The sequence below is a fragment of the Solibacillus sp. FSL K6-1781 genome (assembly GCF_038630735.1).
In the GTDB taxonomy this organism is placed as follows: Bacteria; Bacillota; Bacilli; order Bacillales_A; family Planococcaceae; genus Solibacillus; species Solibacillus silvestris.
This window is the reverse complement of sequence record NZ_CP152038.1, coordinates 3,809,725-3,835,907: the sequence shown is the minus strand read 5'-3', so window position 1 is coordinate 3,835,907 and position 26,183 is coordinate 3,809,725. Positions and strand designations below refer to the sequence as shown.

Annotated in this window: 24 protein-coding genes, 8 tRNA genes and 1 rRNA gene; 29 read left to right on the top strand and 4 right to left on the bottom strand. The window is 39.0% G+C overall.

Features of this window, described 5'->3' with window-relative positions; genetic code table 11:
- Nucleotides 1–60: 60 nt before the first annotated feature.
- Complete coding sequence (cls, locus tag MHH37_RS19440) at nucleotides 61–1,527, bottom strand: cardiolipin synthase (RefSeq protein ID WP_014822528.1); 1,467 nt, start codon at nucleotides 1,525–1,527, stop codon at nucleotides 61–63.
- Between the two features lie 81 nt (nucleotides 1,528–1,608).
- Nucleotides 1,609–2,409: a YwqG family protein gene (locus MHH37_RS19435; protein ID WP_008405796.1), complete on the bottom strand. Its 801-nt coding sequence runs from the start codon at nucleotides 2,407–2,409 to the stop codon at nucleotides 1,609–1,611.
- Nucleotides 2,410–2,891: 482 nt separating this feature from the next.
- Here MHH37_RS19435 and MHH37_RS19430 point away from each other — a divergent pair, with 482 nt between their 5' ends.
- A complete protein-coding gene (locus MHH37_RS19430; protein WP_008405794.1) occupies nucleotides 2,892–3,029 on the top strand; it encodes an Lmo0850 family protein in 138 nt (45 codons plus the stop codon).
- Between the two features lie 94 nt (nucleotides 3,030–3,123).
- Here the strand turns inward: MHH37_RS19430 and MHH37_RS19425 are convergent, their stop codons facing one another.
- Entirely contained in the window at nucleotides 3,124–4,314 is a 1,191-nt protein-coding gene (locus MHH37_RS19425; RefSeq protein WP_008405793.1) for an FtsW/RodA/SpoVE family cell cycle protein, read from the bottom strand.
- A 285-nt stretch (nucleotides 4,315–4,599) separates the two neighbouring features.
- Here MHH37_RS19425 and MHH37_RS19420 point away from each other — a divergent pair, with 285 nt between their 5' ends.
- The 7 genes from MHH37_RS19420 (at nucleotide 4,600) to MHH37_RS19390 (ending at nucleotide 12,792) form a co-directional block, all read left to right on the top strand.
- On the top strand, nucleotides 4,600–5,349 hold the full coding sequence (locus MHH37_RS19420) for a hypothetical protein (RefSeq protein ID WP_008405792.1): 750 nt from the start codon (nucleotides 4,600–4,602) through the stop codon (nucleotides 5,347–5,349).
- 98 nt (nucleotides 5,350–5,447) lie between these two features.
- Nucleotides 5,448–6,521, top strand: coding sequence for a D-alanine--D-alanine ligase (locus tag MHH37_RS19415; protein WP_014822531.1), 1,074 nt, complete (start codon nucleotides 5,448–5,450; stop codon nucleotides 6,519–6,521).
- Nucleotides 6,522–6,533: 12 nt separating this feature from the next.
- Complete coding sequence (gene murF / locus MHH37_RS19410) at nucleotides 6,534–7,904, top strand: UDP-N-acetylmuramoyl-tripeptide--D-alanyl-D-alanine ligase (RefSeq protein ID WP_342574311.1); 1,371 nt, start codon at nucleotides 6,534–6,536, stop codon at nucleotides 7,902–7,904.
- Nucleotides 7,905–7,993: 89 nt separating this feature from the next.
- Nucleotides 7,994–8,689 (top strand): alpha/beta fold hydrolase, encoded by a 696-nt coding sequence (locus MHH37_RS19405; protein WP_342574310.1) that lies wholly within the window; start codon nucleotides 7,994–7,996, stop codon nucleotides 8,687–8,689.
- Nucleotides 8,690–9,054: 365 nt separating this feature from the next.
- On the top strand, nucleotides 9,055–10,608 hold the full coding sequence (locus tag MHH37_RS19400) for a DEAD/DEAH box helicase (protein ID WP_008405787.1): 1,554 nt from the start codon (nucleotides 9,055–9,057) through the stop codon (nucleotides 10,606–10,608).
- 227 nt (nucleotides 10,609–10,835) lie between these two features.
- Complete coding sequence (locus MHH37_RS19395) at nucleotides 10,836–11,315, top strand: PH domain-containing protein (RefSeq protein ID WP_342574308.1); 480 nt, start codon at nucleotides 10,836–10,838, stop codon at nucleotides 11,313–11,315.
- A complete protein-coding gene (locus MHH37_RS19390) occupies nucleotides 11,308–12,792 on the top strand; it encodes a PH domain-containing protein (protein WP_342574307.1) in 1,485 nt (494 codons plus the stop codon). Before MHH37_RS19395 ends, MHH37_RS19390 begins: the two co-directional genes overlap by 8 nt.
- 40 nt (nucleotides 12,793–12,832) lie before the next feature.
- Here MHH37_RS19390 and MHH37_RS19385 read toward each other — a convergent pair whose 3' ends face one another.
- Nucleotides 12,833–13,456 (bottom strand): rhomboid family intramembrane serine protease, encoded by a 624-nt coding sequence (locus MHH37_RS19385; protein ID WP_008405784.1) that lies wholly within the window; start codon nucleotides 13,454–13,456, stop codon nucleotides 12,833–12,835.
- An 89-nt stretch (nucleotides 13,457–13,545) separates the two neighbouring features.
- Between MHH37_RS19385 and acpS the strand changes: the two genes are divergently transcribed.
- The 21 genes from acpS to MHH37_RS19280 all read left to right on the top strand — a co-directional run bounded on the left by acpS (nucleotide 13,546) and on the right by MHH37_RS19280 (nucleotide 26,019).
- Nucleotides 13,546–13,899 (top strand): holo-ACP synthase, encoded by a 354-nt coding sequence (gene acpS / locus MHH37_RS19380; RefSeq protein WP_008405783.1) that lies wholly within the window; start codon nucleotides 13,546–13,548, stop codon nucleotides 13,897–13,899.
- 65 nt (nucleotides 13,900–13,964) lie between these two features.
- Entirely contained in the window at nucleotides 13,965–14,957 is a 993-nt protein-coding gene (locus tag MHH37_RS19375) for an outer membrane lipoprotein carrier protein LolA (protein WP_008405782.1), read from the top strand.
- 284 nt (nucleotides 14,958–15,241) lie between these two features.
- Nucleotides 15,242–16,360 (top strand): alanine racemase, encoded by a 1,119-nt coding sequence (gene alr, locus MHH37_RS19370; protein WP_342574304.1) that lies wholly within the window; start codon nucleotides 15,242–15,244, stop codon nucleotides 16,358–16,360.
- A 165-nt stretch (nucleotides 16,361–16,525) separates the two neighbouring features.
- Nucleotides 16,526–16,813, top strand: coding sequence for a hypothetical protein (locus MHH37_RS19365; RefSeq protein ID WP_008405780.1), 288 nt, complete (start codon nucleotides 16,526–16,528; stop codon nucleotides 16,811–16,813).
- A 4-nt stretch (nucleotides 16,814–16,817) separates the two neighbouring features.
- On the top strand, nucleotides 16,818–17,168 hold the full coding sequence (locus MHH37_RS19360) for a type II toxin-antitoxin system PemK/MazF family toxin (RefSeq protein WP_008405778.1): 351 nt from the start codon (nucleotides 16,818–16,820) through the stop codon (nucleotides 17,166–17,168).
- Nucleotides 17,169–17,442: 274 nt separating this feature from the next.
- A complete protein-coding gene (locus MHH37_RS19355; RefSeq protein ID WP_014822537.1) occupies nucleotides 17,443–17,844 on the top strand; it encodes an anti-sigma regulatory factor in 402 nt (133 codons plus the stop codon).
- 13 nt (nucleotides 17,845–17,857) lie between these two features.
- On the top strand, nucleotides 17,858–18,853 hold the full coding sequence (locus MHH37_RS19350; RefSeq protein WP_008405775.1) for a PP2C family protein-serine/threonine phosphatase: 996 nt from the start codon (nucleotides 17,858–17,860) through the stop codon (nucleotides 18,851–18,853).
- A gap of 71 nt (nucleotides 18,854–18,924) precedes the next feature.
- Nucleotides 18,925–19,257 (top strand): STAS domain-containing protein, encoded by a 333-nt coding sequence (locus tag MHH37_RS19345; RefSeq protein ID WP_014822538.1) that lies wholly within the window; start codon nucleotides 18,925–18,927, stop codon nucleotides 19,255–19,257.
- Nucleotides 19,257–19,727: an anti-sigma B factor RsbW gene (gene rsbW / locus MHH37_RS19340; protein WP_342574302.1), complete on the top strand. Its 471-nt coding sequence runs from the start codon at nucleotides 19,257–19,259 to the stop codon at nucleotides 19,725–19,727. The genes MHH37_RS19345 and rsbW overlap by 1 nt, the downstream gene beginning before the upstream one ends.
- Nucleotides 19,705–20,490: an RNA polymerase sigma factor SigB gene (sigB, locus tag MHH37_RS19335; RefSeq protein WP_008405769.1), complete on the top strand. Its 786-nt coding sequence runs from the start codon at nucleotides 19,705–19,707 to the stop codon at nucleotides 20,488–20,490. The genes rsbW and sigB overlap by 23 nt, the downstream gene beginning before the upstream one ends.
- 126 nt (nucleotides 20,491–20,616) lie before the next feature.
- Nucleotides 20,617–22,788 carry a Tex family protein gene (locus MHH37_RS19330; RefSeq protein WP_342574301.1) on the top strand — a complete coding sequence of 724 codons (2,172 nt, stop codon included), beginning with the start codon at nucleotides 20,617–20,619 and terminating at the stop codon, nucleotides 22,786–22,788.
- A 75-nt stretch (nucleotides 22,789–22,863) separates the two neighbouring features.
- Nucleotides 22,864–23,331: a SprT family protein gene (locus MHH37_RS19325; RefSeq protein WP_342574300.1), complete on the top strand. Its 468-nt coding sequence runs from the start codon at nucleotides 22,864–22,866 to the stop codon at nucleotides 23,329–23,331.
- A gap of 193 nt (nucleotides 23,332–23,524) precedes the next feature.
- Nucleotides 23,525–23,600, top strand: a tRNA-Asn gene (locus MHH37_RS19320).
- A 5-nt stretch (nucleotides 23,601–23,605) separates the two neighbouring features.
- Nucleotides 23,606–23,680 (top strand) — tRNA-Glu (locus MHH37_RS19315).
- Between the two features lie 30 nt (nucleotides 23,681–23,710).
- Nucleotides 23,711–23,786, top strand: a tRNA-Asp gene (locus tag MHH37_RS19310).
- Nucleotides 23,787–23,790: 4 nt separating this feature from the next.
- Nucleotides 23,791–23,865: transfer RNA gene (locus MHH37_RS19305), tRNA-Gln, on the top strand.
- Nucleotides 23,866–23,869: 4 nt separating this feature from the next.
- Nucleotides 23,870–23,945, top strand: a tRNA-Lys gene (locus tag MHH37_RS19300).
- Nucleotides 23,946–23,999: 54 nt separating this feature from the next.
- Nucleotides 24,000–24,085: transfer RNA gene (locus MHH37_RS19295), tRNA-Leu, on the top strand.
- 10 nt (nucleotides 24,086–24,095) lie between these two features.
- A tRNA-Arg gene (locus MHH37_RS19290) sits at nucleotides 24,096–24,172 on the top strand.
- A 19-nt stretch (nucleotides 24,173–24,191) separates the two neighbouring features.
- A tRNA-Gly gene (locus MHH37_RS19285) sits at nucleotides 24,192–24,265 on the top strand.
- A 197-nt stretch (nucleotides 24,266–24,462) separates the two neighbouring features.
- Nucleotides 24,463–26,019, top strand: a 16S ribosomal RNA gene (locus MHH37_RS19280).
- Nucleotides 26,020–26,183: the final 164 nt, after the last annotated feature.

The window sequence follows — 26,183 nt, the reverse complement described above, 5'->3', positions numbered from 1 at the left end:
TACTGTGTGTAAAAGGAATATCAGTTCACCTGATCTACCTTTACGCTTACTTCGATTCCCTTATAATATCGGTGATAATAAACGGGAAATGGATTCTTTGAATTTAATAAAATTGGAACGGTTTTTATACAGTTCAAATGTGAGCTCGGAGCAGTCTAATATATCACTTTCAAATATTTCAGCAAGGCGGTGAGCCAATAATCTATCATAAAGAAGAGCGTTCACTTCAAAGTTTAAACTAAAGCTCCGCACATCAATGTTTGCAGTGCCAACTGAAGCAATCTCATCATCTACAACAATCATCTTTGCATGAATAAAGCCTTTCTCATAATGATACACCTTGGCTCCCGCCTCAACGAGTGGCCCTACATATGAATAAGTCGCCCAATAGACAAACAAATGGTCAGGTTTATTTGGAATCATAATCCGTACATCGATTCCGGATAAGGCAGCGATTCGAATAGCGTCAAAAAACGATTCATCTGGAATGAAATACGGGGACTGTATGTACACGTATTTTTTTGCATTCGTAATTAAATGCAAGTAGTTGTTTTTAATTACTTCCCATTCTGTATCCGGTCCACTAGAAATAATTTGGAGAGCGGCCGTTCCTTTTTGAGGGATAATCGGAAAGTAACGCTCCGCATAACAAATATCATTTTTGGCGCTTGCCTGATTCCAGTCCAAAATGAAGCGAGTCTGTAATGGATGGACAGCACTCCCTTCAATACGCAGATGGGTATCCCGCCAGTAGCCGAAACGATCCGATAAACTTAAATATTCGTCCCCAACATTAAATCCCCCGATATAGCCGATACGCCCGTCTATTATGGAAATTTTTCTATGATTTCTAAAGTTTAAACGTGGATTGATGAGGGGTAAGATCGAAGGGAAGAACACTTCTACTTCACCGCCAGCTTCGATCAGCTCTTTAAAATGCCGCTTCCGAACTCCGCGTGAGCCCATTTCATCAAATAGTACTCTTACTTTTACACCTTGTTTAGCCTTTTTGATTAAAGCATTTACAATGCGTTGGCCCAAATTATCCAGTTTGAAAATATAGTATTGAATATGAATATGGTTTTTGGCATGTGAAATATCATTGATAAGTGCTTCGAACTTGTCACTGCCGTCAACGAAAATTTTTACATCGTTATCTTGTGTCAGGACAGCGTTGTTTGTTTTTAAATTCATATAAATGAGATGATTATAACTTTTAATATGTTCTACACGTAGTTCCAGTTCATTATTCTCAATTGCTTCAATTTGATAACTGATCAGTTGTTCAATTCCGATATCTTTTCTTCCATCCCAACGGAATAAGTGTTTTTTTCTCAATTGTCTACCTAATAATAAATAGAGGAAAAATCCTACAAACGGTAAGAAAAAAAGAACGAGCAACCATGCCCAAGTCGATGAAGGCTTTTTGCGCTCTAAAAAAATGACAGTCAGGGCAAAAAGAATATTAATAAACATAATAAGTGGTACTAAAATGGAACTTTGTGTAATTGCGCTCAAAAGATTCACCTACTTTCCTTCTTTCTTATCATTATAGCCTATGGAAGCAAAACAAAAAAAGAAACACTTCAAGCGAGTGCTTCTTAACGTTTAGTATTCCTCAACATGGAAGTAAATATCCGAGAAATCGCATTGCGCTAATTTTTCGGAATTGATGAAGAAGCTGATAATACCGCTATCTCCCCACATAATATTTTGTTCATCGTTTGAAACGATTTGCAGTAATAATGTGTCATAGTGCTGTAAATAAGGCGATGTTTTTCTGAAATCCTGATGGATAAAATATGGATAGCCCCCAATTTTATGTTCTGCTGCTAAATAACTTTCCAAATATACATCCTGAAATGAACGGTCATCCAGTGTAATAGGTGCATCCATAATTTCAGGTTTGAAATAATTATTTAATCTGTAATCCATTGCCGATACCGGTTCAAATTGTGATTTAGGAATAAGCTTCATTTCCTGCTGAATTGGGAAACTGCTGAAGTTTACATCTTCTAAATAGGTGAAATCATGAATAAATTCATTATAGTGACCTTGATAAGGTATATATTGTACTTTAAAATAACGGCATTCCGAATGAAACTTTTCCTTTTCATAACATTGTTGGGGAATATAAAATTGTAATATACCATCTTGTGGAAATGGGTGATCCAGCTGGATTTCCGCAAAATTAAGCTGTGCCAAAAATAGCATATAGCGATTTTGATTATCTTTTGGATGTTCCATTTTGTTTGTTAGAAACGGAAGCCCGGCAAATTTGCTTTCATGCAAAAATGAAGGTTGTTTCACCGGGTTCAAAATGGCTGCTTGTTCAGCTGAGTGACTTAAACTCGTATGATAATGGGTCAATTCTTTTGGAATATAAATGTTTTTTTCTATATGTGACATTTGAAGTTCCTCCTACTGAAGTAACATCTATGTGAAATGACTAACTTAAAAGGTCGTATGAACGAAAATTTGTTTATTCCTAATCGGTTTTACTTCACAAAAATGGTTATGATATTTTACAATATTTCCATTTGTAATTTTTGTTAAACATGGTTGGGGATACAATACAATCCCTTTTAACTACACGTGGAAAATGAAATTATTAAATAACATGTATTCGAGAAGTTTATGTAATTTATTTCAAAAGTAATTATAAAAATTACTTAGGAATAATTTTTCTTAAATAAATTTAAATAAGTTTATTATTGCTTAAAAAAGGTTAAGATTAATTATGTTTTAGATTTGTCACAAAACAGGAAAGAAAAATAAGATTTTACGTGGTAATATATGAAGTATTAGAAGGTCTGACCTTATTAAATTGAAACTTTTAACATGAAAAATCGTTATATATATTAACAAAGGAAAGTTTGAGGTGTAATCAAATGGCGAAAGAGATTGATTTAAAGCGTATTGTTACAAACTTATCAAAATTAGGTGTTACGGCGACAGTTACGAAATCTCGTCTTGAGCTTTTAAAAGTTTTAACACCACCAACACAAACTCCACAAGCGCAAAATTAATGAAAGTAAGGTGTGTTGAAACCTTGCTCGTCATCCGTTATTTTCATATGAAGCAATAAGAAAAGGACCCGCGATATGCACGGGTCCTTTTGTTTTATTCATCGTCGGGATCATTTGTTGTAAACATATATGTTCGGTAATGAAACTTCATACTATATACAAGACCGATCGCTAAGGCATTCCCCATCATCGAACTACCTCCATAGCTAATGAAAGGTAACGGAATACCGGTAATTGGCAGTAATTGTATCGTCATGCCGATGTTTTCGAATACATGGAATGTAATCATGGCGATAATCCCTGCACATACATAAGTACAGAATGGATCTTTTAACAATAATGTCATTTTCGTTAAGTGATAAATTAACAGGAAATAGAGACAAATAACAGCGCTTGCACCGATAAAGCCCCATTCTTCGCCAATTACAGCAAAGATAAAGTCTGTATGATTTTCGGCAACATAAACTTCACGCGCCATGAATCCTTTACCGAAAACCTCACCGGAGCCAATTGCATTTAGTGAAGTTATTAAATGATAGCCGTCTGATGTCGCATATTCGTATGGATTGATCCATGAATAAATACGGGCGAATTGGTATGGCTGGAATCCAAATGTCTTTTCCAGGAAGTCCTGCATATACAGTGCCATCCATAATAACGACCCGCCTATAACTGCTGCTCCGCCAAACAACGGTAAAACAATTTTCCAAGTGACACCTGCCACGATCACAAGTGCTGCAGTAATAGCAAAAAATACTAGAGCAGAGCCTAAATCTGGTTGCATCATAATGAAGCCAAGCGGTACTGCCAACGTTAACCCAATTTTGCCGAGCAGCAATAAATCGGATTTAATGGTTTTAATCTGGTAATTTTCATTGTGCTTACTAATTAAAAAGGCAGAAGCTAAAATATAGAACGTCTTCATAAATTCGGCAGGTTGAATATTACCGATTGGTGTTTTGAACCAGCTCTTTGCTCCGTTTGTTTCGACAGTTAAACCGGTTGATGTCGGAATAATAACAAGGGCAATTAATAATAAAATTCCGAAACCGTACAAAGGCCATGCCATTTTTTTATACTGATCCGGGTCAAAGTACATGACAAAGGCAACAATAAAGGCAAAAATAGCATAGTTTATTATTTGTTTCGGTATGAAATTTATTCCATATTGACCGGAAGTTTGTGCAGATGCGATTGCAAGTACACTTACCCCCAAAAATATGATTAGGATGGTAGTAAGCGGCCAGTCGAACCGTTTATTGAAATTATAATTGTTTGTATCCATTCATTTCACCTTAAATTATTAAATTTAGCCCACTAAAGGGCCAGAAGATACCAACAAATTGAAGGTTCTTATGTTGTCCCAACTTTTCGTAGCGATTCCGTATAGGAAATATTTAACACGAATAGCTAGAATGTTTTAAGCTTTATTTACTTTATCATATTCTTATAAAAATTACTTTAGTAAGACTAATTTAAAAGTTGGACGAAACAGGTGAGAAAATGTTTCAAATTTGAATGAGAAGTCATATAATAATCATATTATTCATATTAAAGGGGCGTGCAAATCGTGGCGAAGAAAATGAAATCTGCTGAAGATTTTATGCATCATTTATATATTCATATGAACGATGTCGAACATTTTGTTATTTATAGTGGTCTTACACTGAAGGAATTTATGGTTTCGGTCGAGCCCGTAAAAAATGTTCTGTTATTAAAGCACGCGTACGACAACGGCTCTTTTAATATGCATACACAATTTGATTTTGTAACAAATGATGATATGCGCGATTTTCTAAAAAAGGAAAGCGACTTAAAGAAAGATTTGTGCTGGGTAGATTTTACGACAGAGAAAAACATTAATACATTAACTCCCCTTGAACAAGCAGAGCTTCTGTATTTAAGTCATAAGCGTGAACCGCTTGCATCGCCTTTTTTCAGCAAATTGCAAAATCGCTATGCTTATTACTCTTCTGTAACTGACAAAATGACAAAAGTATATTATCGTTTTATAGGCGATTCTGAAATACTTGTTTCGAACCTATTTAATCGAATGATAAGAGATAAAGAAGGTGTTGGAAGCTTTTGGAGAAGAAAGAGTAAAAACAACTCACCGACAATCGATCCTTCTACATTAAGACAATATCGGCCTTTTGTTAAGGAAGGCGCATTGCTGTCATTATATAAACTAGATAAACCAAATTCCCATTATGGAATCGAAATTAGACTGCTGAGTGATTATGATTATCCGGATGAAGTTTGGGACGATTTAGATGAAATATTAAAACAAGGCTATGATGAATTAATACAAATTAGTTGACACTCACAGCGAACAGGGCAGTGGGTGTTTTTTATCCGATTTCAGCGTTTTGTGTATTCGTGATAAAATAAGGTTAGTGAAAACTGGAGGTCAAAAAAATGAAAAAAAGAATTGGTTTATTATATGGTGGTAAGTCAGCCGAGCATGAAGTATCACTTTCAACTGCAAAGGCAGTAACACAAGCATTGGATTTTAATGAGTTTGACGTTTTCCCGATTTTTATTACATTGAAGGGGGAATGGCGTGTTGGACCTCAGTTAACAGAACCCGCTCAAACGATTGAACAATTGCAATTTACAACAGCATCAGACCATTCTGAAAATAATATTACGCAATTCATTGCAAAACATATGGAAAGTCCATTTGATGTAATCTTCCCTTTACTGCATGGGACGAACGGTGAAGACGGAACAGTACAGGGCTTTTTGGAAGTACTGAACATTCCTTATGTAGGGAACGGTGTTCTTGGCTCTGCAGCAGGTATGGATAAGGTAGTTATGAAACAGTTGTTTGAAATGGCAAAATTGCCGCAATTGCCTTATGAATACTTTATTCGAAGTGAATGGGAGCGGGAAAAAGAAGCTTGGATCAAAAGATGCGAACAATCTTTAGGTTATCCAATGTTCGTTAAGCCAGCTAACTTAGGATCAAGTGTAGGGATTAGCAAAGCGACAAATGCAGCGGAACTAGAAAAAGCTGTTCAATTTGCACTCCAATATGACCGTAAAATTGTAATTGAACAGGGCGTCACTGCACGTGAAATTGAGCTTGCTGTGTTAGGAAATGATACACCAAATGTTTCAGTAGCAGGTGAGATTAAGCCGATGACTGAGTTTTATGATTATGATTCAAAATATAAAGATGGCTCGACGGCATTAATTATTCCGGCACCATTACAAAACGATGTCTATACAAACTTGGTTGATATGGCGAAAAGAGCATTCAAAGCAATTGACGGAGCCGGGTTAGTACGCGCGGATTTCTTCGTAACTGAAAACAACGAAATTTACATTAATGAAGTAAATACGATGCCAGGATTCACACCGGTCAGCATGTATCCGTTACTGTGGCAGCATACAGATGTAACATATCCGCAGTTAATTAAAGAGCTGATTGATTTTGCGGTGGAACGTTATACAGAAAAACAACAGCTTCAATACAACAGAGATTGAGTGGGATAAAAAGTGAAAAAAAGTTTACAGCAAATTGCAGAATGGTTAACGATAGAAAATCAGTCATTTCCTGAAACAATTGTCACAGGTGTCTCCATTGATACACGGACAATTACGAAAGGGGATTTATTTATTCCTTTCCGCGGAGAAGCCGTTAATGGACACCGATTTGTCGAGCAGGCATTTGAAAAAGGTGCGGCAGCTTCTTTATGGATGATCGACGAGCCGAATCCCCCGGCACATTTGCCATTAATTTTCGTGGAAGACCCAGAGCTTGCACTTCAAAAAATGGCAGAGTGTTACCGTAATGAGCATCAAGCGACATTTATCGGGATTACCGGCTCAAACGGTAAAACTTCGTCAAAAGATATTTTGGCGGGTGCTCTTTCTCCTTACTTTAAAGTACAAAAAACAATCGGGAATTTTAATAATCAGCTCGGTTTGCCAATCACGATTTTACAGCTTGATGAGGACACGGAAGTTTCCGTATTGGAAATGGGGATGAGCGGTTTCGGTGAGATTGAATTTTTAACGAAGCTTGCACGACCACATTATGCCATTATTACAAATATCGGTGAAGCACATATGCAAGATTTAGGATCGCGGGAAGGAATTGCGAAGGCGAAGTTTGAAATTGTAAAAGGGTTGTCTGAAGAAGGGATTCTCTTTTATGACGGTGATGAGCCGTTACTTCAAAACTTAGTTGCCAAAACACCGCATTTAAAAACACAGGCATTTGGCTTTAGCCAGGAACTGAATTTGGCAGCGTCGCAAATTAAAGCGACAGCACAAGGAAGCAGCTTCCATGTAGAGGGATTAATACAAGGTGATTTCTTTATTTCAGTTTTAGGGGAACACCAAGTAAAGAATACTTTAAGTGCAATGCTTGTGAGTATGTCATTAGGTTTGACTGATGAACAAATCCGCGAAGCATTAAAGAAAGTAGTTTTAACAGATATGCGGATGCAGCTTGTTCCCGTCGGTGATTTATTATTTATTAATGATGCATATAATGCAGCGCCAACATCGATGCATGCAGCAATCCAATTTGTCGAGCAAACGACTATCCGTAATGAAAAGTGGCTTGTACTCGGTGATATGCTTGAGCTCGGAAACGAGGAAAAGAAGATGCATGAAGGAATTGCAGGACATATTCATCCTGAAGAAATAAGCTATGTTTGCTTATACGGCCCTCGTATGAAGTGGCTATATAATAAACTGCAAGAGACTTTTGACGCTGAACATTTAGTGTATTCCGAGAATGAGTACGCACCGATTATCGAAAAGATCCAATCTCATGCAACAAACGAGTCCATCCTTTTAGTTAAAGGTTCCCGTGGAATGCAGTTGGAGAAAATTATCCATTCAATCGAGTTAGCCTAGTGCTAGCTCGTTTTTTAGTGCAAAAGCTTTTTTCTGCTCAAAATGTCGATTATTATAATTACTAACAGCTCATGGAAGCAGGTGAACTAATGAAAATCGGCGTTCTATTTTTACACGGATTTTCAGGCGGACCGTATGAAGTACAGCCATTTGCACATTATATAGAGCAACGAATAGATTGGATCGTAAGTATTCCGACATTTTCAGGCCACGGTGATGCAGAAAATTTGGCAATGAAAGGCTATAAAGCAGAACACTGGATGATGGAAGCGGAAATCGCATATCGGCAGTTGAAAAAGCAAGTAGATGAAGTCATTGTCGTCGGCTTTTCAATGGGTGGTGTCATTGCGATGTACTTATCTATACGTTACCCAGTAAAAAAGTTGGTACTCCTAAGTGCTGCAGCCAAGTATGTGAGTCCTACTCAGTTAGTAAAAGATGTTCGAGCGATTGCCCAGGATATGGTGCACAATAAGTTAGAAGAAAATGAATTGTTTGCACGGTACAAATTTAAATTTAAAAATGTTCCGTTATCAGCGACGATTGAATTTATGAAGGTCGTGAAAAAAACGGAACCGTATATAAAAAACATTCACTGTCCTACCTTTATCGTACAAGGGGAGCTGGATGGGATTGTACCAAGTGCAACCGCACATATTTTATTTCAACAAATTCAGTCGCAACAAAAGCAAATGTATATTTCAGATTGTGGAAAACATCATATTTGTTACAGTGATGATTGTGAGCAATGGTTTGATCAAGTGTATCAATTTTTAATGGAGTAATAAATATCTGACTATTTTGATACAAAGCAATATCATTGCATACCGTTACAACCCATGTTAGACTAATAAAAGCAATGGATACATTTTGTGCGAAGACTCTTCAGACTTATGGGTGAAGAGTACTTTTTTTTGATAAACGGTTTTATTCTATTTTTACACGAGCATTACCCAATTAGAAACAGTAGAATTGAACCGCTCGGCAATGACCGGGCTTTCCTTTTCATATAAGAGACTCTGCATATGAAGCAGAGAGAATTTTTAAGTAACGGAAACGTTCCACATACAATGGCTCGAAAATTTGCCGCCATTTCATCTGAAAATGTAACCATTTGTCAACTTATACAGGAAAAAGGAGAATGAAGAGTTTGACAAATTTTTCAGAATTAAACATTAGTGAATCGACATTACGTTCTATTAAGCGTATGGGGTTTGAAGAAGCAACACCAATCCAAGAAGGAACAGTTACGTTTGCAATGGCTGGCCGTGATGTTTTAGGCCAAGCACAAACAGGTACTGGTAAAACAGCTGCATTTGGTATTCCTTTAATCGAGAAAATCGATCCAAAAAATCCAAATATCCAAGCTTTGGTAATTGCTCCGACTCGCGAATTAGCAATCCAAGTTTCAGAAGAACTTTATAAATTAGGTTATGACAAGCGCGTAAAATTATTATCAGTTTACGGAGGTCAAGAAATTGGCCGTCAAATCCGCGCATTAAAAAACAAACCTCAAATTATTGTAGGTACACCGGGTCGTATTCAAGACCATATTAACCGTCGTACATTACGTTTAGACGAAGTGCAAACTTTAGTTTTAGACGAAGCGGACGAAATGTTAAACATGGGCTTCATCGATGATATTAATGCGATTTTAGAAAACGTACCATCAGATCGCCAAACATTACTATTCTCAGCGACAATGCCTCCAGCAATCCGTAAAATTGCAGAGACATTCATGAAAGATCCTGAAATCGTAAAAATTAAAGCGAAAGAATTAACAATGGAAAACATTGAACAATTCTTCGTAAAAGCAACAGAGCGCGAAAAATTCGATGCTTTATCTCGTCTATTGGATTCACAAAAACCAGAATTAGCAATTATCTTCGGTCGTACGAAACGCCGTGTTGATGAGTTAAGCCAAGCTTTAGGTTTACGTGGCTTCTTAGCGGAAGGTATCCACGGTGATTTATCTCAAGCAAAACGTATTTCTGTTTTACGTCAGTTTAAAGAAGGTAAAATCGATATTTTAATCGCAACAGACGTTGCAGCTCGTGGATTGGATATTTCAGGTGTAACGCATGTTTACAACTTTGACATTCCACAAGATCCAGAATCATACGTTCACCGTATCGGTCGTACAGGCCGTGCAGGTAAATCTGGTGTTGCAGTAACTTTCGTAACACCTCGTGAAATGGGTTACTTACGCATCGTAGAAGAAACTACGAAAAAACGTATGACTCCTTTACGTCCACCATCATCTGAAGAAGCATTAGTAGGCTTACAAGAAGATGCAATGCAATCATTGGTGGAATTAGTTCAAAATAATGATTTAGGTACTTACCGTGAGTTAGCAGCTAAGTTATTGGAAAATAACGATGCACTTGACTTAGTAGCAGCTGCTCTTAAATCAATTACTAAAGAACCTGATGCTACACCAGTATCATTATCGGAAGAGCGTCCATTACCAATGCGTCGTGACCGTTCACAAGGTGGCGGAGGCCGTGGCCGTGGCGGTAATGACCGTAACCGTGGTGGTGGCAACCGTGGCGGTGGTGACCGTCGTGGAGGAGATCGCCGTCGTGAAGGTGGCGGAGGCGGAAGCCGTTCTGGTAGCGGAAGTCGTGATGGAGGTCGTCGTGAAGGCGGTGCTCGTCGCGAAGGTTCTCGTGATCGTCGTCCACGTCCACGTCGTGAAGACTAATCTTATTCAAACACACCAACATTTTTCTTGTTGGTGTGTTTTTTTGTGGAAAATTTTATATAAATATATTTTCCGGGAAATAAAATTTTTATAAATTATTTAACAAATTTACCAATTAACTATACTATGAGGGTAAGGGTATTGTTTTTTCATAATGGTTAGAGCAGAATGAAACATTTAAACGGTTAATACGTATAGCATACTGTAGAGAAAGAGGTGTAGGGCAAGTGAGAGAACAACCAAAGTTTCAGTTACCTAAAAAAGCGCAAACCGTGTGGCGATTATATGGAATCATTCAAACTTTTATTATCGCTCTTTTAACAGGTGGCATTGTATTTTTAACAGTCCGATTAGATTGGCCGCAGTGGATTATGTGGATTGCCATCGCGCTGGTTATCTTATCGATCGCATTTTCGGTTATTGTATTTCCGAGCATTCGTTGGAGAATTTGGCGATATGAAGTACGAGAACAGGAAATTGAAATTCAAAGTGGCCTGTTTGTCGTAAAACGGACACTAATACCGATGGTGCGTGTTCAACATGTTGATACAGAGCAGGGACCGATATTAAAGAAATACATGTTAGCGAATATATCGATTTCTTCGGCGGCTACAGTACATACAATTCCTATGCTGAAAGTTGAGGACGCCGATGAATTGAGGACAAAAATCTCTGAACTTGCAAGGGTGGCGGAAGATGATGTCTAAAGAGAAATATAAACTTCATCCTGTAACGGCAATCATCAATGTAGTAAAAGCATTGAAAGATCTCCTTATCCCAATCATTATCATTGTTGCGGCGAACGGCTTTAATATTAATTTGGATTATCGAAGCGAAACATTTTTCAGCGAAATGATTCCACTCTTTATTTTAGTAATCGTCTTATCGGTAACGGTAGTGAGCGGTTTGATTAAGTGGTGGACATTTGTATATTGGTTTGAAGATAGTGAACTCCGTGTGGAATACGGTCTGTTTATAAAGAAAAAGCGCTACATTCCATTTGATCGCATTCAAAACCTGAATTATAAAGAAGGTATTTTTCACCGGTTGTTCAAGCTTGTACAAGTACAAGTGGAAACGGCGGGAAGTAAAGATGGTAAACCGGAAGCGGAGTTGACAGCGGTAACGAAAGCTGCGGCAGATGAAGTAGAAATTCAAATGAAAAAGGCGAAAACGAAACAAAAACTGCCAGTTGAAAGTGACCTGGTACAAGTAGCTGAAGAGGAAGAGCCAGAGCCGGCATCAGTTATATTACACAAAATGAAAGTACCGGAGCTGTTATTGTTAGCGACGACTTCCAGCGGTGTGGGAGTAGTACTTGCCGGCGTCTTTGCTGTCCTTTCCCAATTTGCGGAGTTTATCCCTTTTGACTTGATTTATGATGAGTTGGCATTTTTAGTGGAATACGGCTATATAGTCGTTATGATTTTAATCGCTCTTGCACTTATACTGGCATGGGGAGTTTCTGTCGGCTTGACCTTTTTAAATTATTATAACTTTACGGTGTGCAAGCAGCATGATCGGTTAATTATTACACGAGGATTAATCGAAAAAAAACGTGTGACAATTCCGTTAAACCGGGTGCAGGCAATTAAACTGGCAGAAAACCCTTTCCAGCAACTGCTTGGCTTAGCTTCTGTTGCGGTAGAAAGTGCTGGTGGAGGATTTAGCGGGGAAAATGATAAGAAAATCATTTTATTTCCGCTAATTGCAAAAAAAGAAGTATTTGCACCTTTGGCAGAACTGTTTCCTGAATATGATTTTCAAGTTAACCAAATTGTTCAGCCGCCAAAAAAAGCACAGCCTTTTTTCTATCGGATTGATTTTGTATGGTTAGTTCCGTTAATCGGCGCAGTTTCTTACTTCTTTTACCCATATGGACTGCTGTCATTATTGCTGATCGTTCCGATTATTCTACTTGGAAGATGGCAATTTAAGACGACCGGATTTACGGTGAAAGATCAGCAAATTACGATTGTATCGCGCCTTGTAAGTCGTGTAACGTTTTATGCTTTAAAGAAACGTGTGCAAATTACGCAAGGAAGTCAAACGTATTTCCAAAAGCGGCGAAATATAGGATCTGTAAAAATTATAGTGATGTCAGGTATAGCGGGAGCTTCAGCGACTGCACGTCATGTGGAGCAACGGGAAGTGGAAAAAATACTGACATGGTATGAACATTAAAAAACAGGATCCGCGAAAATTACTTTCGCGGATCCTGTTTTTATTTTACCCGTTTAATGGACTGTTTGCGCCAGCGCCCCATATTTTTAGGGTTAAAGTAAACAACCCCTAAAATAAAGCCGGTAACTAAACCGCCTAAATGTGCAGCAATATTAATATTTGGTGTTAAAAATGTCATAATAATACTAATCACAATTAACGGCAATATAATTTGTCTCAACTGCGGGAATAAATGTCTCGTGTAATAAACAAGTGCTCCGAACGCACCGAAAATTCCATAAAGTGCTCCACTTGCCCCTACGCTGGCATAATAGGCATCTTGTGTTGCGTAAGTGGCAGCAACACCAAAAATTCCGGCTAAAAAGTAAATTGTTAAAAATCGCATTTTGCCGGCGATTTTCTCGAGCTCCGGACCAAATAAAAATAGGGAGAACATATTAAAAAGAACGTGCATAAAACCTGCATGTAAAAACATGGACGTTATAATACGCCACCATTCACCGGCTGCAATGAGTCCATTGACGCTCATACCGGCATAAAGTAATTCTTCGCCGAATCCCGGGATTAATGTTAGGACGAAAACAATTAAATTAATTGCTATAATTGATGATACGACCGGATATAACGTAATGTACTGTTTAAAATTTTCTCTACGAATAAACATGTTCCACCTCAATTAAGTCGATACAAAATAAAACGTATTTTATTTATTATACATTGGAGTAATGAGGAAAAGAAAGGGAGAGCTATTAAATGATTAAAGGGATTGGATTAGATTTAGTAGAATTGGATCGAATTGAAAAAATGATAGGACGTTCGGCGAAATTTGCACAACGAATTTTAACGGAAAGGGAACTTGCCGTTTTTAATACATTATCGGACTCACGCAAAGTGGAATTTCTGGCAGGTCGCTTTGCTGCAAAGGAAGCTTATTCAAAAGCGAATGGCACAGGAATTGGTAAGGGCTGTGAACTTCATCAAATAGAAATTTTAAAAGAAGAACAAGGGAAACCTGTTTTATACTTTGATGGTGAACAGGTGAACGGGTTCATTTCCATTACTCATACAAGGACGACAGCAGCTGCTCAAGTAATCTTAATGCAATAATACATACATGCACACCTTGGCTCATATAGTAATTTATCGAAATAGATAATCGAAAGGGTGAATCTTTGAAACTCCGACTGCTAGTAGTTGTCGTTTGTTGTCTCTTTTTGGCGGCGTGTGGAAAAGCTACAAAGGATGAAGTGATTGAGGATGTCAACAAGAAGTGGAATGACGCAAAAGGTTATGAATTAAGTGCTTCGATGGAAGTTCGGACAGGCGCAGAGCCACGTATTTACGATGTGAAAGTTTGGCATACAAAACCAGATTTTTATCGGGTGGCAGTTAATCCAAAAGGTGAGTCAGAACAACAGTTAATCGTCCGGAATGAAGAAGGTGTCTTTGTTGTCACGCCATCATTACGTAAAACGCATAAATTCCAAAGTGAATGGCCGAAGCAAAATAGTCAGGCGTATATAATTGGGGCATTAGCCGATGATTTAGTGTCAGATTCAAAAGCGGTAATGACTGAAGATGATGCGAGCTATACTTTTGAAGTAGCAACACGGAATGTAGACCAAACAGCACTGCCGGTACAGCAAATTGTAATTGATAAGAAAACGATGCTTCCGACAAAAGTAAGTGTGATGGATGAATCTTTACAAGAACAAGTTGTGATTACATTTGCCGACATTAAATTAGGTGTGAAGCATACTGCAGAAGAGTACGCGGTAGAGAAATTCTCTGAAAAAGAGGAAAAGAAAGCCGCATCAGCAGAAGTGGTGGACACAGAGTTTAGTGTATATTACCCTACGATCGACTGGGCACATACTAAGCTGACAGATGAGTTTGAAGTGCAGGAAGATGGAAACACACGAGTTATTTTGACATTCGAAGGGGAAAAGCCATTTACACTAATGCAGCAGCCGATTCAATCCGATGATACAATATTGCCTGTATCTGGGGACCCGGCGGATTTAGGCTATACAATAGGGGCTATTACTGATAACTCAATTCAATGGGACAAAGATGGCATGACCTTCTTTATCGCTTCCACAAAATTAACGAAGGATGAATTACTGGAAGTAGCTGCAAGTGTGCAGGAAAGTAGTATGAAGTAAATGCCAATCAGTGGGGGCTCACCCCCCCACTAAGCTAAAAACATCACATCCTGTGACAAACCATGTGTGACTAACATCGTGTTGGGCCGGAACTAATCGGGTTTTAAAAAAATATAATTCTAAACTTGTTTTTAAATTGTATTTTATGGTTATATTTAAGAAGAGACATCTTGCGTATACAAGCGCAAGATGATTTCTTTTCGTATACGGATTTAATAATGATTTACTCAAAATTACATAAATAACAGTAAGTTTAATCTTATAAAAAGAGGGTAAAAATCGAAATGAATACTCCAATTTATTACAGACCAACAAAAGCAGTAATTGATCTTCAAGCAATCACACATAACATTTCTTCACTACAAAACTATATAGGACAGAAAATCCAAATAATTGCTGTAGTAAAGGCAAATGCATATGGTCATGGAGATGTGGAAGTTGCAAAAACGGCAATTGAGGCAGGTGCAACAATGCTTGCTGTCGCAACACCGGACGAAGCAGTACATATTAGAGAAAATTTTAAGGATATTGATATTTTAGTTTTAGGTGCTTCACCACATACTTTTATTCCGTTTGCATCAGCTGAAAATATTATTCTTACTGTATTTTCAACAGAATGGTTGCAGCTTGCACAGCAATATACACCACTGTTGAATCAGCTGAGACTTCATATTAAAGTTGATTCGGGCATGGGGCGTATCGGTGTTTCCACTAAAGAAGAACTAATGGAATTGTATACAATCATTAATTCTTCCGATGATTTTTTAGTGGATGGAATATTTACGCACTTTGCTACTGCAGATGAAGAAGATTCGATGTACTTTGACAATCAGGCTACCCTATTCAAGGACTTTTTAGGTGCACTGCCACAAAAGCCTCGTCTTGTTCATGTTGCCAATACAGCGACCGCATTAGTGAAAGATCCTTCTTTGCATTATGATGCGGTACGTTTCGGCATTTCCATGTACGGATTATTGCCTTCAAGTTATGTAGGCACAAAATTACCTTTTCCGATTAAGCCAGCCTTTTCTTTGCAGACAGAACTTGTACATATTAAAAAAATGCAAGCTGGTCAATCGGTAGGCTATGGGGCAACATATACTGCAGAAGAGGATTGCTACATCGGAACAATACCGATCGGCTATGCAGATGGTATGATCCGAAAGCTTTCTGGCCAAGAAGTGCTTGTTGGAGGAAAAAGAGCGAAAATTGTCGGCAGAATTTGTATGGATCAGAGTATGATTTTACTTCCGGAAGCATATAATGTTGGAGAAGAAGTTGTACTAATAGGCTGCCAACAGCAAGAGGAAATCACAATAGATGATTGGGCTCATAAACTCCAAACAATTAATTACGAAGTGCCATGTGTAATTACAGCTAGAGTTCCTAGGGTATATAAATAATCGATGTAATATTATTGTAAAAAACTTCAAATATACAAAACAAGTATGTCCATATTTATTCATTTATTGCGAGAATTGTCAGTTTTTTAATTTTCCTGTCTTTTCATTGTAGTCAATCAATGATAGAATGAATGGGAAATGGGATGTTCGGTGGAGGTGCTTGTTTTGTACGCGAAGGAATTAGTAGAAGTAGAAGAAGTAGTAATTGACATACCAAATGAGCTAGTAACGCAATTCGAAAGAACGTTTGGGCGTAATACTGAGAATGGTTATATGATGGCGTATTTGGCGACTCAAAATTATACAAAGCATATGCAACCAAATCAAATACGGGAAGCTTTAATAAAGGGCTATGTGGAAATGTCGCAAATTAATCTGACAATTTGCAGTGAGTGCTTGCATGCAGAGTATGAAGCGGAACATATGGTGGAGCGTCTCGTAAGCGGGGGATGACAATTTGATTGTAAAACGTGGAGACGTTTTTTTTGCTGACCTATCACCTGTGGTAGGGTCAGAACAGGGCGGGACTAGACCCGTTCTTATTATTCAAAATGATATTGGAAATCGCTTTAGTCCAACCGTCATAATAGCTGCAATAACTGCGCAAATTCAAAAAGCAAAGTTACCTACACATGTTGAAATCGATGCGAAAAAGTATGGTTTTGAGCGTGATTCGGTAATTTTGCTTGAACAATTGCGTACAATTGATAAATCACGATTAACAGATCGTATTACTCAGCTAGATGCGAAACTAATGCAAGAAGTAGATATAGCTCTTAATATTAGTTTAGGACTCGTAAAATTTTAATACATAAAAAAACATCGAAACATTTCGTTTCGGTGTTTTTTATTATTACAAATCAAAGTACCTTATAATTTTGAGGTAAATAGTAAACTGTAATCATGCAATATTGTGGTAGTTTCCTTAAAATTATAAATATATCAAAAAAATGGTTTAAAATTTATATCCAACTAAACTACAAGGATAACATATGGTATAATGTAAAAGATTAATAATTCAAAAAATTGATACTGTACGTTAACTCCATAGAAAGAAAAAGTAGGAAATTGGGGGCACTATGATGAATGCGAAATCTACCGTAGAGATTGTAACAGAATGGGATATTGTAGCTGCACGCCAACTTGGACGTAATGAGGCGAAAGCAATTGGCTTTGGCGCGGTAGATCAGGCTCGAATTACGACGGCGATAAGCGAACTGGCTCGAAATATTTATTTATATGCCCGATCCGGGGAAGTCACGATAGAGCGTATTAGTAATGAAGAGAAAGTTGGCCTTCGCATAATAGCGGCAGATAAAGGACCAGGAATTAGTAATTTGAAAAAGGTGATGGAAGACGGCTATTCTACTTCAGGCGGGCTTGGAGCGGGTCTGCCAGGAGTCAAGAGACTAATGGATACAATGGACATCCAATCCAATGTAGGGAACGGTACGACAATAGTTATCGAAAAATGGGTAAAGTAGGATGTGATAAAATTTGAAAGAGCTGCAAACTCAATATCAAAAAATATTATCGGATTTTTTGGCAAACCAAACTGAGCGAAATTTGTATATAGGCCAAAATTTCATTCGACAGTTAATCCAAAAAAAAGTAGCTCCAGAAGAAGTAATCAATATCCACAAATATGCGATAGAGCAAATTTATCCAGATCTACCAGAAGATATTTCGCATAGCTATGATTTTCTAATTGAGATTATGGTACACTTTGGTTTAACTTTAAAGGAGCATCAAAGTTTACTGGAACAGCAAGAAGAACTGCGTATGGAGATGAATGTTGCTACAAAAATTCAGAATATGATTCTCAGAACAACAGTACCCATGTTGAATCAGATTGATATTGGGATGCTATCTGTACCAATCCGCAAAATGAATGGTGATTATGTTCACTTTTTAAACAACAATAATTCAGTTGTTAGTGTAGCAGTGACAGATGTTGTCGGAAAAGGTGTACCAGCAGCCCTTTGTATGTCGATGGTTAAGTACGGGCTAGATACACTTGAATATGCAACGAAAGATCCATCATACATTTTGGAAGTGTTAAACCGCATTATTGAAAAAAGTGTTGATGATAGTATGTTTGTCTCTATGTTTTACGGGACATATAATATTAAAGAAAGCAAATTTACATATGGGTCAGCTGGACATGAACCTGCTATATATTATAATGCTCGTAAAAACACTTTCTTTGATTTGGAGTCAAAAGGTTTATTGTTAGGTGTCATGCCGGAAGTCACGTATCCACAGTATGATATTCATTTGGAGGATAATGATTTTATCATTATGATTACAGATGGGGTAACGGATTTCCGCAAGCAAGGAGAGCTTGATCCACGGGATGTGATTAAGAATTTGGCATTAAGCTGTAACCATCTTTCAGCTCAGAAAATGTGTGAGGAAATGTACACCTATTTGAAAAACTTGCCGGATTTTGAATTAGAAGATGATTTTACGGTTGTTATTTTTAAAAAATAAATAAATAATTATGTTTGAACTCCTGTACATTGGGGAAAAGTAATTAGGTTTATAGATGGAGGTGTCTAATAATGAATGTTAATGTTCAATTTAGAGAAGATGGAAACGTATTAAAAGGCTATATCGAGGGTGAAATTGATACGTATACAGCCCCGATTTTACGCGAAGAGTTAGAGACTGTTCAAATTGTGGAAGGCCGAAAAATCGAATTAGATTTATCAAAAGTAAATTATATGGACAGTACAGGATTAGGAATATTTGTTGCGTTTTATAAAAAAGTTACGAGAGAAAATGCATCATTAAAATTAGTCAACTTATCGAATCGTTTAGTTAGATTGTTTGAAATTACAGGTTTAAGTGAATTAATGAGTATTGAGATTGATGAGGAATTGGAGTTGAAATGATGAGAGCATTTGACTATATTGAAATTCGAGTGCCTGCCAAATCGCAATATGTAAGTGTAATCCGGCTAACAATTTCAGGATTAGCGATGCGAGTTGGGTTTACTTATGATGAAATTGAGGACTTAAAAATTGCTACAAGTGAAGCGGTGACAAATGTTGTACACCATGCTTATAAAGCAAACGAGGAAGGAGAAGTTGTGATCGGCTGTGCGTTATTTGAGGACAAGATCGAAATAATGGTTGCAGATTACGGTGTCAGCTTTAACTTTGAAGAGATTAAATCAAAAGTTGGTCCATATAATGAAAATGAAAACGTAGCACTATTACGTGAAGGTGGATTAGGGATTTATTTAATGGAGACTTTAATGGACGAAGTGAAATTAAATAACGAAGGTGGCGTCACTGTTTTCATGACAAAGTATGTCTCGAGAGAGCAGGTGAAAGGGAATGTCGAAAGAATCACTACCTAAAAATACATCAAAAGAAGAAGTGCTAAATTGGATTGCAGAATATCAGGCGAGCGGCTGTGAAGAATCACAAACTAACCTTGTGCTCCATTATCAGCAGTTAGTCGAGTCGATTGCACGCAAATATTCACATGGTAAATCTTATTATGATGATATTGTACAAGTAGGGATGCTTGGCTTATTAGGTGCGATCCGACGATTTGACCCTTCTTTTGGCAGAAGTTTCGAGGCGTTTGCTGTTCCGACAATCGTAGGTGAAATAAAACGCTTTTTACGTGATAAAACTTGGGACGTGCATGTTCCGAGACGTATTAAAGAATTGGGACCTAGAATCAAGGCGGCTGTCGAAGCATTAACGACGTCCTTACAACGTTCCCCATCCATTACTGAAATTGCGACATATTTGGAAGTACAGGATGAGGACGTATTGGAAGCTATGGAGATGGGACGAAGCTATCAGGCACTATCCATGGATCATTCAATCGAATCGGATTCTGATGGCAGTACGGTAACGTTATTTGATGTAGTGGGTCGAGAAGATACAGGCTATGAAGTGACAAACCGCAGAATGATTGTAGCTGATGCGATGAATGTATTAAATGAACGTGAGCGACAAATTATCCAGTTAACATATTTGGAACAGCTTAGTCAAAAGGAAGCCGGGGAGAGACTCGGTATATCCCAAATGCACGTTTCGCGAATTCAACGTAAAGCCATTAAAAAATTACAAGATGCCATCACTGCAAGTGGCGGCGTCTCGTTATAAAGTTTAAGAGTCTACTAACATAGATTAGTAGGCTCTTTTTCATGCATAAATTCATCGCTTTTTTGGGAAACAATACAAATGGAATGGTACACTAAAAGAAAGTTTTAAATTTAAAGGAGTGGCATAATGGATCAACAAAAAATGTTACAAATAATCGCGAAAGATGCAAAAGTAGAGCCAAAGCAAGCAAAAGCAGTTATTGGGCTACTGGAAGAAGGTAACACAGTACCTTTTATCGCCCGTTACCGAAAAGAAATGACAGGTTCTCTTGATGAAGTTCAAATAAAAGCAGTGGAAGACCGCTACCATTACATACAGCAGCTCGAAACACGGAAAGAGGAAGTGCTGCGTTTAATCGATGAGCAAGGTAAATTAACGGAAGAACTACAAACTGCTATTCAAGCATCAACTGTTTTACAGCGTGTGGAAGATTTGTACCGACCATTTAAACAAAAGCGTCGTACAAAAGCAACGATTGCAAAAGAACGTGGCTTGGAACCGTTAGCTGAAGAGCTTTTAAAGTATACAAAGCGGACGATGGAGGAAATGGCAACTCCTTATTTAAACGAAGAACAAGGTGTTACTTCGATTGAAGAAGCATTGGCGGGCGCACGCGATATTTTAGCAGAGCGATTTGCCGATGATGCCGCAATTCGTGAAAAATTACGCACACTATCTTGGCGAGAAGGCAAGCTTGTCACAACATTAAAAAATGCGGAAAAAGATGAAAAACAAGTATTTGAAATGTATTACGAATATGAAGAACCTGTTCATCGAATTGCACCCCACCGTATACTGGCGGTAAACCGCGGTGAAAAGGAAGAAGTGATTCGTGCAACGATTGAAGTTCCGATCGATAAAGCGACAACTCAAATGGAAAATCATTTTATACCTAGAAATTATGTAGGTCCATCTGTCAACGAAGTGAAATTGGCAGTTGCAGATAGCTATAAACGTTTAATTAAACCATCTATTGAAAATGAGCTGCGCGCAGAACTATCATCAAAAGCAGAAACACAGGCAATTCATATTTTCTCGGAAAATCTCCGCAACTTATTATTACAGCCTCCAATGCGCGGTAAAATGGTACTTGGTGTAGACCCTGCATACAGAACCGGCTGTAAATTGGCGGTAGTGGATGAGACAGGTAAGATGATTGAAGTTGGTGTTATTTATCCCCACACTACGTCGGATCCTTCAAAAGCGAAAGCGACAGTGAAGGCATTATTAAAAAAATACCCGATTAGTATTATTGCAATTGGTAATGGGACAGCATCACGAGAAACAGAGCAATTTATTGCAGAACTACTGAAAGAAGCAGATGGAAACATTGCATATGTTATTGTCAACGAGGCTGGGGCTTCCGTATACTCGGCTTCTGAAGTGGCGCGAGCGGAGTTTCCGGATTTACAGGTGGAACAACGGAGTGCTGTATCGATTGCCCGTCGTTTGCAAGACCCATTATCCGAGCTTGTTAAAATTGACCCGAAAGCTGTCGGTGTAGGGCAGTATCAGCATGATGTATCCCAAAAGCAGCTCGCAGAATCACTGACATTTATTGTGGAAACAGCGGTAAACCAAGTTGGGGTAGATGTAAATACAGCTTCGGCCTCCCTTTTACAATATGTATCTGGACTCTCAAAAACTGTTGCAGAAAATATTGTGATAATGCGTAGTGAAAACGGCCAATTTACATCACGTGCCCAACTGAAAAAAATCCCGCGATTAGGTGCTAAAACATACGAGCAGGCAGTTGGTTTCTTGCGTATTGCAGATGCTAAAAATCCGTTAGATGCTACAGGTATCCATCCCGAAAGTTATAAATTAGCTGAAGCTGTATTAGAGGCAGCAGGATTAACGAAAAAGGATGTCGGAACAGCGAAAGCTGAAGAAGAAATCAGCAAGTTAAATTTAAAAACATTAGGTGAGAAATTGGATGTAGGGGAAGTTACATTGAAAGATATTGTCGATACACTAATGAAACCTACCCGTGACCCTCGTGATGCTTTCCCGCAACCGTTATTGAAAACCGATGTACTTCAAATGGATGACTTGCAAGTCGGAATGGAACTGCAGGGGACAGTTCGGAATGTTGTTGATTTTGGGGCGTTTGTCGATATCGGAGTTAAGCAGGATGGACTTGTCCATATTTCCAAATTGCAAAAGGGTCGTGTTAAACATCCATTAGATGTTGTTTCGCTGGGAGATATTGTGACAGTTTGGGTAGAAAAAGTAGAAGCTAACAAAGGTCGTATTTCTTTAACGATGTTAACTCCTGAAAATCAGCTTAGCGTGTAAAGAGCATGATTTTCAATTATAATAAAAAGCGCATAGCTGATATGCGCTTTTTATTAATTTAAGGGGGGTTGGCATATGACGGACGAACAGGCACAAAAGTTAGTTGAGCAATTATCAAATGAATTTTTTGACCGACCGTTTATTCATAAAGCTTATTTTAATAGTCGGTTGAAAACGACGGGCGGACGGTATATGTTAAACAGTCACAATATTGAACTTAATAAAAAACTATATGACCAGTTCGGACTAGGGGAGTTAAGGGGAATTATTTTACATGAACTTTGCCATTATCATCTTCATATTTTAGGTATGGGTTATAGGCATGGAGATGCAGATTTTCGGAATTTATTGAAAAAAGTTGGAGCACCACGTTTTTGTTCTACTTTGGAACAGCCTAAAGAAAAGCCGGTGCAAAAGACAATACATATATACAGTTGTACGAATTGCGGACAAATATATAAGAGAAAAAGAAAAATGGATATAAAAAAATATTGTTGCAGTATTTGTAAAGGGAAAATTAAATTTCTTCGAAGCGAAAAATAATTTGAAAATATGTTTAAAAATGAATGATTAAAGGTATACAGTATTTATGTTATTTTTTAAAGGGAATGTTTTTTGCTCTATATATAGGAAGAGATTTTTTCTTTAATTTTTTTTAGGAAAAGTGTTGACGAAACGGAAATCGCTCTCTATAATAGTAAAAGTCGACAAGATGATGTCGCAACGAAGTAATTATTCCGAAGTAGCTCAGTTGGTAGAGCATCCGGCTGTTAACCGGCAGGTCGCAGGTTCGAGTCCTGCCTTCGGAGCCATTAGTGGCCCGTTGGTCAAGTGGTTAAGACACCGCCCTTTCACGGCGGTAACACGGGTTCGAATCCCGTACGGGTCACCACTTATATTTTAATAATGAAGATTTACTATTGGTCCCGTGGTGTAGCGGTTAACATGCCTGCCTGTCACGCAGGAGATCGCCGGTTCGATCCCGGTCGGGACCGCCATTTTTGGGGTATAGCCAAGCGGTAAGGCAACGGATTTTGATTCCGTCATGCCCTGGTTCGAATCCAGGTACCCCAGCCATTTAGAGCCATTAGCTCAGTTGGTAGAGCATCTGACTTTTAATCAGAGGGTCGAAGGTTCGAGTCCTTCATGGCTCACCAGTTTTCATATTGACAAATTATTTCAGAGATGTATAATAATTATTGTCGGATGAAGCGGTCGTGGCGGAATGGCAGACGCGCTAGGTTGAGGGCCTAGTGGGGGCAACCCCGTGGAGGTTCAAGTCCTCTCGGCCGCACCAAAAATTTCCGGCGCCCGTAGCTCAATTGGATAGAGCGTCTGACTACGGATCAGAAGGTTATGGGTTCGACTCCTGTCGGGCGCGCCATAATATACTATAATATAATGCGGGTGTAGTTTAGTGGTAAAACCTCAGCCTTCCAAGCTGATGTTGTCGGTTCGATTCCGATCACCCGCTCCAGTTTTATTAAATAAAACTGTTGACATTCAAAACAGAATGTTGTATGATATAAAAGTTGTCACTTAAGACTACACAATGAACCTTGAAAACTGAACAAGCAACGTTAATGAAACAAGCTTCTTAAATGAAGCAAACAATAGATTTCAACTTCTAACGAAGTTGGATCGCTAGCAAAGCAAATGAGCTTTCAAACTACTTTTATGGAGAGTTTGATCCTGGCTCAGGACGAACGCTGGCGGCGTGCCTAATACATGCAAGTCGAGCGGAAATTTTATTGGTGCTTGCACCTTTAAAATTTTAGCGGCGGACGGGTGAGTAACACGTGGGTAACCTACCTTATAGATTGGGATAACTCCGGGAAACCGGGGCTAATACCGAATAATACTTTTTAACACATGTTTGAAAGTTGAAAGACGGTTTCGGCTGTCACTATAAGATGGACCCGCGGCGCATTAGCTAGTTGGTGAGGTAACGGCTCACCAAGGCAACGATGCGTAGCCGACCTGAGAGGGTGATCGGCCACACTGGGACTGAGACACGGCCCAGACTCCTACGGGAGGCAGCAGTAGGGAATCTTCCACAATGGACGAAAGTCTGATGGAGCAACGCCGCGTGAGTGAAGAAGGATTTCGGTTCGTAAAACTCTGTTGCAAGGGAAGAACAAGTAGCGTAGTAACTGGCGCTACCTTGACGGTACCTTGTTAGAAAGCCACGGCTAACTACGTGCCAGCAGCCGCGGTAATACGTAGGTGGCAAGCGTTGTCCGGAATTATTGGGCGTAAAGCGCGCGCAGGTGGTTCCTTAAGTCTGATGTGAAAGCCCCCGGCTCAACCGGGGAGGGTCATTGGAAACTGGGGAACTTGAGTGCAGAAGAGGATAGTGGAATTCCAAGTGTAGCGGTGAAATGCGTAGAGATTTGGAGGAACACCAGTGGCGAAGGCGACTGTCTGGTCTGTAACTGACACTGAGGCGCGAAAGCGTGGGGAGCAAACAGGATTAGATACCCTGGTAGTCCACGCCGTAAACGATGAGTGCTAAGTGTTGGGGGGTTTCCGCCCCTCAGTGCTGCAGCTAACGCATTAAGCACTCCGCCTGGGGAGTACGGTCGCAAGACTGAAACTCAAAGGAATTGACGGGGGCCCGCACAAGCGGTGGAGCATGTGGTTTAATTCGAAGCAACGCGAAGAACCTTACCAGGTCTTGACATCCCGGTGACCACTATGGAGACATAGTTTCCCCTTCGGGGGCAACGGTGACAGGTGGTGCATGGTTGTCGTCAGCTCGTGTCGTGAGATGTTGGGTTAAGTCCCGCAACGAGCGCAACCCTTATTCTTAGTTGCCATCATTCAGTTGGGCACTCTAAGGAGACTGCCGGTGATAAACCGGAGGAAGGTGGGGATGACGTCAAATCATCATGCCCCTTATGACCTGGGCTACACACGTGCTACAATGGACGGTACAAACGGTTGCCAACCCGCGAGGGGGAGCTAATCCGATAAAACCGTTCTCAGTTCGGATTGTAGGCTGCAACTCGCCTACATGAAGCCGGAATCGCTAGTAATCGCGGATCAGCATGCCGCGGTGAATACGTTCCCGGGCCTTGTACACACCGCCCGTCACACCACGAGAGTTTGTAACACCCGAAGTCGGTGAGGTAACCTTTATGGAGCCAGCCGCCGAAGGTGGGATAGATGATTGGGGTGAAGTCGTAACAAGGTAGCCGTATCGGAAGGTGCGGCTGGATCACCTCCTTTCTAAGGATTTTTCGGAATCATTCCTTCGGGGAATGAAACATTAACGTTTGCTGTTCAGTTTTGAAGGTTCATTCTTAAATGAATGAAATACTTCAAAACACTTCGTTCTTTGAAAACTGGATAAAACGACATTGAAAGCAATAAATCAAATTTCTATTTTATAG